This window comes from Marinococcus salis, assembly GCF_054971365.1.
Window position 1 is genome coordinate 1 of the sequence record NZ_JBQOJB010000032.1, and the last position, 12,579, is coordinate 12,579.

Consider the following 12,579-nt stretch of genomic DNA (forward strand, 5'->3'; position numbering starts at 1 on the left):
TAACAGAGGGGCAGATGTTTTTTCATTTCTTTTTATCAAGCACATATTTTTCAAGAACATATTTTGGTGTTGAGCCATTAAATGAAAAAGTTATTTTAAAAAAGAATAACTTTTTCATTTAAATTTAAAATCGTTAGATTCAGCCTCTAAATAATCTCTGCTTACTCAAAAATTAAATTCAAATACAAAAAACCCCGACTAACATTGAAGTCGAGGTTTCCTTACATATTTCTAATATATTCCTATTCCACTAAATCAAGCCGCTTTTTCTTCTTCGTTTTTCTTTCCCTTGTTGCGGTTCCAGCTGAGCAGGAAGATGCCTGCGAGTACCGCGAGGATAATCAGCGAGTACAACCACTGGGACTGGACGAGCATGATCAGGTTGCCAAGTGCAAGGCCGATGACGCCGAAGTCAGCATCGCCAAACGTAGTGTTCTGGAAGCCGAGATCGCCGAGCAGCGGCAGGAGCAGTGCCGGCAGGAAGCTGATCATTACACCGTTCGCTACAGCGCCGACAATGGCACCCACTCTTCCGCCGGTGGCGTTGCCGAAGACGCCGGCCGCCGCTCCGGTAAAGAAGTGAGGCACAAGCCCCGGCACGATGACGGCCAGGCCCAGCAGCGGCAGGATGAACATGCTGCCAAGGCCCGCGATAAAGCTGAACAAAAAGCCGATAATCACCGCATTATTTGCGAATGGAAATACAGCCGGTGCATCGAGCGCCGGTTTCGCGTTCGGCACAATTTTATCCGCAATACCCTTAAACGCCGGTACGATTTCACCGAGCAGCATCCGCACCCCGGCGAGAATGATGTAAACGCCGGCTGCAAAGGTAAGGCCCTGCATGAGCGCGAAGATCAGGAAGCTCTGGCCTTCGCTCACCTCTGACTCAATAAACGCCGGCCCTGTGAACAGCGCAACCACTACAAACAGGATAACCATCGTCAGCGACACGGATACGGTAGTGTCACGCAGGAACCCGAGCGACTTTGGCACCTTGATGTCTTCGGTGCTTTTGCTTTTGTCGCCGATCCGCTTTGCAAGAAAGCCGGAAACAAAATAACCAAAGGAGCCGAAGTGGCCGACCGCAATGTCGTCGGACTGCGTAATTTCACGCGTGTACGCTGCAACATGGCCGGAAGCAGTACCATGAGCGACCCTAGGATGATGGAGCCAAGCGCTACCATCGGCACGCCCGTCATGCCGCCGGTCGTCAAAATAACCGCGATCATGCACGCCATAAACATAATATGATGCCCGGTCAGGAAAATGTAGCGAAACGGCGTAATTCTTGCCAAAATAATGTTGACGATCATACCAAACAGCATAATCATGGCCGTTTCCGCCCCAAACGCGTCCTGGGCAACCGCGACGATTGCCTCGTTGTTCGGAATGACCCCGTCGACGTTAAACGCCTGGTTGAACATGGCGCTGAACTGGTCGAGCGACCCGGTAATCACTGCTGCCCCTGCTCCTAAAATCACAAAGCCGAGTATTGTTTTGAGCGTCCCGGACACGACGTCCGACGCTGCCTTCCGTTGAATCAACAGGCCGATAAAGGCAAACAGTCCGACCAGAATTTCCGGTGTACCCAACAAGTCATTCATCAATAAGTCTACCATCACTCAACCTCCCCTCTAACTTGCCTGATGCTTTACAGATTTTTTTCCAGGGCGTCCCGCAGCTCTTGCTTGTCGAGCAGGTTATTCAGAAGCGCAATGTTGCGCGTGCCGTCGTCGAGGTTGCCGAGAATGTCGGCGGAGCCAATGTACAGATCGGCGCTTTCCGTTTTGGCGGTCGTCAGATCCGTATGGGAGACGTCCGCCTCCTCGTTCATTTCCTTTAAAATTCTGTTTACGTTCATTTCCACCATCATCGAGCTTCCTAGTCCGTTACCGCATACGACTAAAATCTTTTTCATTTTTCTCACTCCTCGTTGTTATTGGGTTGAATACGTTTTAACTAGCTGCATAATCTCCTGCTTGGACTTTGCGTTTAACAGCTTCTCCTTTGCATCCGGCTCCGACAGCAGCTCGGTCAGCTGCGACAGCGCTTTTAAATGCGTTTCGTTATCAATTGCTGCGAGCACAATCACGACCGACGCCTGGTACTTTTCCTCATTGGAAAACTGGACCGGCTGCTGCAGGTGCAAAAGGCTCATGCCGAGCCTGTTAACGCCTGATTCGGGGCGAGCGTGCGGAATCGCAATGTCCGGCGCAATGACCACATACGGGCCGAGCTCTTCAATGTTTTGGATCATCGCTTCGATGTAGGAGGCATTCACGCTCTCGTTATCCGTAAGCGGAGTGGAAGCCTTGCGGATCGAGTCCTGCCAATCCGCCGCGAATTCTTCCATTAGGATCGTGTCTTCGTTGAGCAGTTCTTCTAGCATGGGTTTGGTTGTCTCCTTTACCTTTGAAATATCGCCCCTTAAGAAATGCCGGAGCTTGTCGGCCAGCTGCTCGCGCTCATGGATGGTCGCGTGCTGGCTGATCGCATCCAGCAGCGCCTCTTCTTCAAAAGCACCGGGGCTGCTTTCGGCGAACACCTCTTTTAATCTGGCGTGCACGGCGTCCCGCTCCTCGTTGGTTAAAAACGGGGGGAGCAGAATTACCGGTGTATCGGTTTCCGGTACGGGAATGGTGGTGAATATTATGTCCACGTGCCGGTCCATTGCCTCGTATTCCTGCCGGGACAGTATGTCTTCGACCATCAGCTCCGAAAGCAGGGCTTCGAGCTGTGACCGCAGTAGGGCGGACGCCGCGATCCCGTTTTCGCAGATGACGACGGCGGTGTACTTTTTGTTCGTCTGGACGCCGTCCCGGTGCAGCCAGCCCCCGAAGTGCATCGCGATGTAGGCGGCTTCCTCCTCGGGGACGGACTTGCCCAAATAGGACTCCAGGTGGGTAATCGACCGCCGGGTCAGATGTAGAATCTCGGGGTAGTCCCTCTGCACCTCCGCCACGTAGTCATTGGCGATCGGCATGTCGTACTTCATCCGGTAGTAGGCGGGCTTTAAGTGCGCCAGCAGATTGTCCTCAAGCTGCCTTCGTTCGTCAAACACGAGGCAGCCGACCACCTGAAAGTCGTTGACAATTTTCGTGATAATCATGCGCAGCTGATGTTCTTCCTCCGTTTTGGACTGCTGGGCTGTTTCCCGCTGAACCCGGGAGCCGAGCAGGTGCATCGCGAAGTAATAAACATCTTCTTCCGCGAGAGAGACCAGCCCGTTCTCCTGCAGGCTGCGCTGGATTTCCCGGGCCGCCTGGTACGCCTTCGTCTGCCGGATGATTTCCTTTTCCTCATCGTCGATATCGACGGCCGGGGCGCTTCCGGGCTGCTGCGCGGCCAGGAGCAGCTGCAGCACCAGAGAGCGGACGCTGTCGTTACTGTACTGCACTTCAAGCATCGTCTCGACGCGCCGGATTTCGCGTTCGATCAGGGCATACAGCTGATCCTCCTGTGGAAGCGCCGCAGGTGAGAGCATCTGCTGCGCTTTTTCCTCCATCCGCTCGGAGAAACGCTCGGAGAAAATGTCTTTAATGATCGTGTTTAACAGCTGCTGCTTATCCTCCCGGCTCCCATCAAGATAGTAGCCAGCGTGTTTTTCGTTTTTGATGCGGATGCGTTTTGGCTCCAGCCACTCTGCGGCTTTTTTCATATCCCGAAACAGCGAGCCGCGGCTCACGTTAATCCAGTCGAGCAGCGTGTTCGTCCGCACGTTTGCTTTCGCGACCAGGAGATGCAGCACGATCAGGTAGATGCGCTCCCACTGGTCAAACCGGTAGTCCCAGTCATTGTCGATGTGGGTAACATCCTGCAGCTTCCGCTTTGTCTCCGCATCCAGGTAGATGCCCTTGCCGTAGATCCGCTGGGTGCGCCTCAGCCTGTTTTCCTCGAGCCAGTCGTCAATCTGCTGAAGGTCGTAATAGATGGTGCGCTGTGAGATGCCGAACTGCTTTGTTAACCAGTCCACTTCCACAACCGTGTCCGCCTGCAGCACATAATTTAAGATCGCCGTCCGGCGCTGATCCAGGACGATGATGATTCACCTCCCGCCTCTTTGTTTCAAATTGCAAAATGTATTTGCTCATCACTAGTGATTACCGTTACTATAATACAACCGCCGCAACTATGTAAGGGCTTTCCGCGTTTCAAATTTGTAGAATAGGAATTTGCAAAATGATACTTATTAAAAACTATTAATTTAAGTCTTTAAACGAAAAAAGCTTCCTTTAAGTTCAATGAACTTAAAAGAAGCATAGTAATGTTAAACACCTTCAGTTAAACAAGCTTGATTATAAAATTTGAATTTATTAGCAGCATCTACTAATGATCCTAAGGCAAAATACCCTTCTTTATTATGATGACCGATACAACCTATCAAAGGCGATGCTAAGAAACCTAACATAGCTCCTATTTCTTCCATTGTAGGAGGCTGTTCAAATTGTTTATCGTTTCTTAACATTCGATATATGTCTTTTTCCTCTAAAAAACCACCAGTTACTGGATCCAAGCTTTCATCTACAAGACAATCCATCACAGTTTGTAATAAGAGACCTGATCTTTTAACTGTTGCTCTGTCTTCTTCTAGTATGCTAATATCTATCAATCCAGGTTGAGAAAAGACTTTTTCGTAAGATTGAAATTGAAGGGGCACTTCATGATGAAGTTTGATTAATTGTTCTAGAGAGTTAATATCAATTAATACCACGCTATGCTCGGTGGCCCATTTGATTAGCCTTTCTCCTTGAAAGTCTCCTCCTACCACAGCAATATAATCTGCTTCATGCAATTTTTTGTGTTCTTTTAAAGTATCAAAAGTTATTTGCCCTTCAATTACTATACCTGTCCACGTAGACTTTGCATCTACACTTACTTTATATGAATATTTAGGGATACTTGGTGCTTGCAATAATACATCTGTTTTCCCGGAGCCTCCAAACAAAAAAGTTTTAAAACCTAACAAAGCAAATGCTTTCTCTATTGCCTCTTCAAATCTTTTAGGGTTAGAAGAATCTTTTGAAGCCATACGTAATTCTTTTAATGATTCACCAATGTTTTCTTTCTCAATAAGATCTTCATTATCTCCAGGTTCAACATTATATTGTTCAGACTCTTTTTTGGATTGCACTGAAATAACTTTTAAAAACTTTTTTCCTCTTTCTGTAAGGCAATACTTTTCAGTGTCCTTTTCCTGCACTAACAAAGCGCTACGTAAAATATGAATTCTTTTTCTCATTTCTCCCATTCTCTCACTATCAAATCCATAAGAAACTTTAGCAATAACTGCAAGTTCTCTTGTGCTCAAATTATTTTTCTCTAATTCTTTAAGCATTTCGAAAACAAAAAGAACTTTGCTTTGGAAACAACAAACTAAATCAAGGGCCGATTTCGTGGCTTCCCACTTCTTGCCTATCTCTGTTGCTGAAAATAACGTTCTCGTTCTTCTTTCTACAAATTCAATAGTAGTAAGTGTAGTCATAAAAGCCCTGATAGAGGAATCTGCAATGGCATATGTCTTTTTAGAGTAATTAATAATGGAATCTATTTCTATTGGTTGGGATGTTAATTGCACATACTCACTCAAAGTATTAAGAATTTCGGAGATATTACCTGGGATATAACCAATAGCTGGTTTTCTATTTTCTAATTCTTGCTGTGATATTTTAGTTAACTCTAACGCCCAATTAGATACAGGCAGTTCTTTTTCATCTATTGTAGAGTCTGTTACTTGGATGATTTCTTCTGGTTTAACATATGAAATATTTTGAATAAAACTTAAACCTTCTTCTGTTAATGAATAAGTGAATTTATAATCCTCATATTCAACCAATCCTAACTGTTTAAACCAGGTTAGCCTTATACCAATTTCCGATGTACTGTCCCACGTTAAGCCATAATCTTTTTTAGCTATATCAAGTAGCTCCGATATTTTTTTTGGTTCTTTTAAGTTTACAAGCAGTTCCCCGATGAAGCGAACTCTAGCGTTAAAAATTGCTGTCAAGTACAGATGGTCCTCTGTTTCAAGCCATTTGTTTCCTTCATCCGAGACCATCCAATTTCCTTTATCCTTATATACTAATCCTATAGGACGTAACCATATGCATAATTGATCTAATGTCGCTTTACTGGTGCTTCCTTCTATTTCAAGAATGGTATTATAAGAAACTCTATCATTTACAGCCTGCAAAGTTTTTCGAAGAGCAGAGGCTTGGCCCTCATCTCCCCTTGGGATTTTTGGAAGTGAGAATCTTTTCTCTTCCCATTTTCTTGATTCAGGGTATTCGTTATAGTCGACCTTTTTCATTATTTCACCTTCTAAAAAAGAATATTTACTGTTTTTAATTCCACAAACTATTTATACATTGATTAAATTCTCTATGAGTATTTCTTTTTACTAAAGTTGTACGCTTCATAATTTTTTGGTTCGAAATCTCTTATAAAAGGCGAAATTCTTTTTATGGCCAGAAGTGTTACTTCCTGCTTTGCTCTGGTGATTGCTACATATAGAATTTTCTTTTCATCATTACGAATACTTTCTTCATCTTTTAAATAAGATTCTGAAAGCGAATCACCGCTAGATCTATTCTTAAGATCTTTAATCCTTTTTTGATTAGGATAATGATCCCAATCAAAATGTATAACAAACACATAATCAAACTCTAAACCTTTTACTCCAAAGGGATCTGTAAAATAAACCGGCTTTAATTTCTGGGAATACTTAAAATTCTTATTATACTGCTCTGATGTAACTGTATTAAATTCTCTATTTAATTTTATTAAGAGAAGAGAGTTACCAATATTGCCAATGTTTTCTTCATATCTATGAACAACAGCAATAGTAGCTTCTGGAGTACTTGTCCGAATTTTTTTAATTTCCCTAATAAGAAATTTAGCTTGTGTAGTTTCATCTTCATCATAACGAATTCTAGGTTTCGGACCTTCCCGCACGAATAATTGATCATCTTCTCTATCATTTTCTACATCAGTAAATTGAATTGTGCCCGCGAATTTCATGATTTGTTTTGTCGAGCGATAATTTGTTTTCAGTTTTCTTGTTCGGCGTCCTTCTAATTTCAATCCTAGCTCTTTATAGGTTAAAGGGCTATTTTGATAAATTTTCTGTTTTAAATCTCCTGAAAGAATAATAGCTTTTTTGGTTAATTTTACTAAAGCTTTTATTTGCATAGGTTGGAAATCCTGGACTTCATCGATGAACAAATAATCATACTTTAAGTCTTCCGAAATCTCTTCCATATGTTTTAGAAGTAGTAATGCATAATCTTCGTAATCGAGATAACCGTGAAATTTTTCTTTTGTCATCTTTAAATATTTTAGAAACAAATAATAAATAGTCTTTCTTTGCATTCTTGTTAATCTGGGATTAACTCCCCTGCCTGTACGTTCTTTATTTAAATAAATTTCTTTGTCAATATAGCCGTTAGCTTTAATCCAAGCAATCTCTTCCTTTAAAAAATTACCTGCATGCGTTTGATAAAGTTGTTCTTCTTCAGGTAAATTTGCATGCTCATTAGATTTCATAAAATTGTCTATTAAAACCATTGTTCTTCTTTGAACATTATCTTCAACTTTAACCATCTTAGATTGAACAGTAGATCTGAAAGGCGTATCTTTTAATCCGATCTCTCTCAATAAATTCGTTGACATATTATGAAAAGTGGCAATTTCCAATTCATGTGCTTCTTTTAACTCATTAAATTTGTTTGACTGCTCTAATCTTTTTTCCGTGTCTGAAATTAAAGTGTTATTAAATGTACAATACAAGATACGCTGCCCTGGTTCTTCTTGCTCCAGAGTTTTAATTAATTTATACAGCAACGTTATACTTTTTCCGCTTCCAGCAGATCCGTTTATCATTAATTGACTATCTACCTGCTGCACTACCATTTTTTGTTCCTCGCTCAATTCAATATGCGGGAGGACATCGTTAGTATCAAAATAATTCTGCCAAATTTTCGCAGAGTTTAATACAAATTGTTCATGCATTTCTTGAGTGTCAGTAGCTTGTTTCATCAATAGCGTATTCCCCCTCATTACACATATATAAATGTGGACACATTCGACAATGGCTCCCAGGATATGCAGATACATCTAAATTGTTATGATTAATTAAATTTTGAATTTCTTCAATGGCTTTTTCAGAATTCAGATCGTCATCATCGTATCTCTTCCGAAAAAAATTATTATTAGTTTTTGATCTTAATTTATGAATTTTTTCAATAAGTCTTGGATAATTTACATTTTCAAAATTTTTATATTTACGTAATTCTAACGATTCTTCTGTATCTATAAAGCTTCGTTTCTGAGTATCTGTCCAGTGTGGAAAAAGAGGGAAAATCACCTCTTCTAACTGCTCTCTTCCCCTGTGTTGGTCTGAAAGTAAAGAACCTATAATTCCGAAAGCTAATTGTTGATGAAGTTCATTATCATAAATTGGTTGATGTTCAATTAAATTAAAAACAAACTTCCTTGGGCAGAAATCTAAATCTATCCAGTATAAGTCTGGTAACATTTTTAGCGTATTTAAACTGTAGTTATTTTTTTGGTGATAACCATCCTCTTCCCAATCGTAGTTCTCTATTTCATTATCGGGATAATTATAATTTTCAATTTCTCCATTCGAATAGAGGTGACTTATAATGTTAAGGTAAATAGCCGCATTCGTTTCTTTCAATTCATTACCAATCCAACTTAGTGTAGCTTGGGAATTATTGTAGGCAATAACATGATATAAGTTGTATAACATAAATGCACTGTTTTCTTTCCTGGAATGATAATCAATTAAAATAGCATGTATTAACACATTTCTTGTATATTCATTAAATGAAGCATTTATAGACTCTTTCATCCATTCATGACTTAGATAAGCTGGCAATCGTGGTTCTGGTGTTGGAAAATTATCAAGTGATAAATCAGTTATATGAACTTCTTCAGCATTTAAAACAGCTCCTACCATGTCCGGATAGCTTTGTATGCGTTCTCGGTAGTCTTCATCATCGGTAGCCCCTAATTCAATTAAAAAATATTGCAGAATATCTTTTTGATTCAAACGCCAATTTTCTTTTATTGAGAAATTTAAAAGCTGATTCTGATTCTTATTTTTATTATATTTTTCGTCAAAATTTGCTGTTTGACCTAAAATACTTATTAAACGTTGTTGAAATTCTTTAATAGTGATTACATCATTTTCTTTGAACATTAAATAATTCAATTTCTTTTCCAAGTCTTTTGCCAAATCTAAAAGCATTTTTGGGGTTATTTCATAACGACTTTGATGTACATATGAAAAAATTCTAATAGGATTCGATAGATAACGCTTTACTTGATCATTACCTACTTGGTCACGTGATAGCTGATCAAATATACCACTCATATCTCTGAGTTTTATGACTAGTTGTAATCGCTCAGTAATTTCTTTTATAGAAGTCACGTTATTCATATAATCTTGTAAATCCAATAAGAGTCCTGCAGCCTTTTTGCCTTCTGCAGCTTTCAAATTTATCCATCCAGATAAAATAATTTCACGAAAAACTTCATAAGTCATTTCAATATCATCTTCAGTTTTATTGCACTCGTTTAAAAGTTTTAAAAACTTTTCAAGTTTAGAATTCACCTCGTTTTTACGTTGTATCCCTAAATAACGATTTAAAAATTCATAATTCAAACTTGCTATTTCATATACTCCTTCACTTAGTTGTTTTTCCTTTAAATGATATGCAAATTCAGTAGGATGATCGAAATAAGTCACTTTAATTATTGTGTTTTCCTGCGGTAGTATTTCACTTTTATGATCTAGATAATAAGCAAATTTACTTCCATTTAAAACAGGCGATAGGTTAATCTTATTCCAATTTTGCATACTAGAATTAGTAGTTAAAGCTTTATATATGGTTTCCCATCCTCGATTTACTTGTTTAAATCGATCATCATAAGGGATTCTAAAAACCACTTCTATCCCCGCTCGATCTAAAAGATGAAATAATAGTACTCTTGAAGCAAACACGAAATCTTCTTGATAAATATAAATCTTGGTTATCGAATTCATACGAAAAGCTTTTTCTAATACGTTTTTGTTAATACTGAGCAATTGATTTTTATATTTTTGTACTTTACTATCCTTCATTAATTCATTACTGATACGACGAAATAGTTTTTCTTCTTTAGTCGTTTTTTCTTTTTCACATAAAGGCATCCCTAATAGTTCTGCTACAAACCTAAAGCTATTAGCAACTTCTGAAATGTTATGCTTAAGCTTTTCTGCAGCTTCACTATCTTCTTCGTTTAAAATTTCTCTTATACAAGAGGTAAAATAAATTTCTGTTCTAGGATCTTCCCATTCTTCAAAAAGTCTGCTGGTTAAAGCTTGATATGAAATTAAAACATTTTTTAATCGCGGGTTTTGCTTTTCGACAACCCTTGTTAAAGATGAGGTTGGGAAGACGTGCAGCGAATTTTCAGAAGCAGGAACATTACTATAAAATAATTTTGTATTATTGAAAGTTTCAACTTGAAACATAACTGACATCCCCCCTCGATAATAAATCTTTCCAAAATTTTATTTTCCTAGATTGGTAATGATCCAATGAGGCATCCACGTACGCTGCTTTTCTGGCTCTTGTTAAAGCAACGTATAATAAACGAGTTTCCTCGGCTATTTGTTCTTTTTGTTCTTCACGAGAAATGTTCTTTATTATACTATTACGAATTTCAAGATCCTTTAAAAAAATATGGTAGCCCAATCCCCATTCATTATTTTTATTTTTGGTTAAGACTACTTGATCACCATAATTCGGCACTAATGGAAAATCAGTTATAGGTAATACAATATTTTCAAATTCAAGTCCTTTTGCTTGATGAACTGTCATTACTTTTACCCGATGGTTGTTTTTTTCTGTTATTACGTTTTCATCGATGATTCTGTCAGTATTCATCTTTATTCTTAAAAATGATTCTATTTGAGCAAAAGATGGAGAAGAACCTTCAAATTCTTCGTTTAAAATAAAAAGTAACTTTTCTAAATTCCGTTCATATTCTTTCATTTTTGTTAATGCTTCTACTTTTTGTAACTTACAGTCTCCTTCAGGATCTTCGCTCCTTAGTTTTTTGTAAAAAAGAATTCGAAAATTATCAGCAGGATTTTTTTTCTCGATAACTGCTTTAATGATTTCAAAATCACTTTTTTGTTTATATTCTGAAAATTCTTGAAGTAGATCATGGTCTTTTAACAATGACATTGCATATTTTCTAGACGGATGATATTTTTCTAGAAATTGCCTTACAGTAACTTTACGATCTCCATAAGCCGAAAGATGAAACGCCCAGCGATCTTTCCAAACATTAGGATGTGTAAACCTTCTGAGTAATAATAAAAACTCTCTAACAGCTACTGAACGATAAAAATTTCCAGCTTGAATAGCTTCACAAAAAATACCGTTTTTTTCACAGGTATTCACAATTTCCTGAACTTGACGATTTGTACGAACTAAAATACAGGTATCCTCTTTATAAATTCTTTTCAGTATATTTATAAATTCTTTTTCACTGTGCCTTGATAATACCAAATCTTCTTTAAAAATAATTTCGTTTTCACTATCAGTTGGTATTAGACGGTCATTTTCTTCATAGCGAAAATAATCTACGGCGTTCTCCCAATTTTGAAATTGCAAATCCAACTTTTCTAATAGAGGCTTCCGACTTCGGTAATTTTTTCTAAGGGATATTTCTTTATAAGTTTCTCCGACCTTTGTTATATGTGCTGCTAATTGATTGAACGCAGTATATTCGGCTCCCCGAAATCGGTATATGCTCTGTTTTTCATCTCCCACCACTAGTAATTTTGCTTGATGTAGTTGAGCTACCCATTTAATAAAATCAATTTGAACTTCGTCTGTGTCCTGGAATTCATCTATCATAAACATTCGGTAATTATCACGGGTTTCTAAATAATGATGAGATATACTGTTTAATTTGCTTATTAGATCACTAATTTCGATTGTTTGTTCTTTTATTTTTGTTTTTTCTAATTCTTCATAAACGTAGTTGACTACAAATCGAGCTAGTTTATTAAAATCCAGGCTGTCTTCGCCATAATCTATCTCTTTAATTTGCTCCTTTGATAGAGACTTATTTGTAATAATTTTTATGATCCTATTAATTATATTTTCTATTTCATAATGTGGTACATATTTGAAATTATTGTAAAACTGAGGATAATTATTAGCGAAAAGATCTATGCTTTTTCTAATAGTACTCTTCCTAACATGTACATAACTTCTCACTTTCACATTATTATAATAGCCAATTACATCGCCGTATTTTTCAATAAATTGTTTAGCAAACGAATGAATTGTACCAATTTCAACATCGTTTAACTCTTCCATCCACGTTAAATAATAACGAAATCCAGTTAAGTCATAATAATTACTTTTAAGTTGCAGGTTTGAAAACAAATGTTGGTCATAGAAGTAAATATTGGAAATTATATCCAATATCATCCGCCTGATGATTTTGTGGGTCAGGCCACGCGGTAGGCGTCATACACGCTTTCCAGGGTCG

6 protein-coding genes and 1 pseudogene are annotated in these 12,579 nt (G+C 38.7%); all 7 read right to left on the minus strand.

The genetic code is table 11. From position 1 onward, the window contains the following. Positions 1-255 precede the first annotated feature (255 nt). The 7 genes and pseudogenes from ACTTK6_RS15410 to ACTTK6_RS15440 all read right to left on the minus strand — a co-directional run bounded on the left by ACTTK6_RS15410 (position 256) and on the right by ACTTK6_RS15440 (position 12,512). Positions 256-1,622 (minus strand): annotated as a pseudogene (locus ACTTK6_RS15410) (PTS ascorbate transporter subunit IIC). A 32-nt stretch (positions 1,623-1,654) separates the two neighbouring features. Further along, positions 1,655-1,921, minus strand: coding sequence for a PTS sugar transporter subunit IIB (locus tag ACTTK6_RS15415; RefSeq protein WP_462833890.1), 267 nt, complete (start codon positions 1,919-1,921; stop codon positions 1,655-1,657). Between the two features lie 18 nt (positions 1,922-1,939). After that, positions 1,940-3,982 (minus strand): BglG family transcription antiterminator, encoded by a 2,043-nt coding sequence (locus ACTTK6_RS15420; protein WP_462833891.1) that lies wholly within the window; start codon positions 3,980-3,982, stop codon positions 1,940-1,942. A 288-nt stretch (positions 3,983-4,270) separates the two neighbouring features. Continuing rightward, positions 4,271-6,310 carry a hypothetical protein gene (locus tag ACTTK6_RS15425; RefSeq protein ID WP_462833892.1) on the minus strand — a complete coding sequence of 680 codons (2,040 nt, stop codon included), beginning with the start codon at positions 6,308-6,310 and terminating at the stop codon, positions 4,271-4,273. Between the two features lie 71 nt (positions 6,311-6,381). Continuing rightward, on the minus strand, positions 6,382-8,037 hold the full coding sequence (locus ACTTK6_RS15430) for a UvrD-helicase domain-containing protein (RefSeq protein ID WP_462833895.1): 1,656 nt from the start codon (positions 8,035-8,037) through the stop codon (positions 6,382-6,384). Next, positions 8,021-10,540, minus strand: coding sequence for a hypothetical protein (locus ACTTK6_RS15435; RefSeq protein WP_462833893.1), 2,520 nt, complete (start codon positions 10,538-10,540; stop codon positions 8,021-8,023). The genes ACTTK6_RS15430 and ACTTK6_RS15435 overlap by 17 nt, the downstream gene beginning before the upstream one ends. After that, entirely contained in the window at positions 10,527-12,512 is a 1,986-nt protein-coding gene (locus ACTTK6_RS15440) for a 3'-5' exonuclease (protein ID WP_462833894.1), read from the minus strand. The genes ACTTK6_RS15435 and ACTTK6_RS15440 overlap by 14 nt, the downstream gene beginning before the upstream one ends. Positions 12,513-12,579 lie beyond the last annotated feature (67 nt).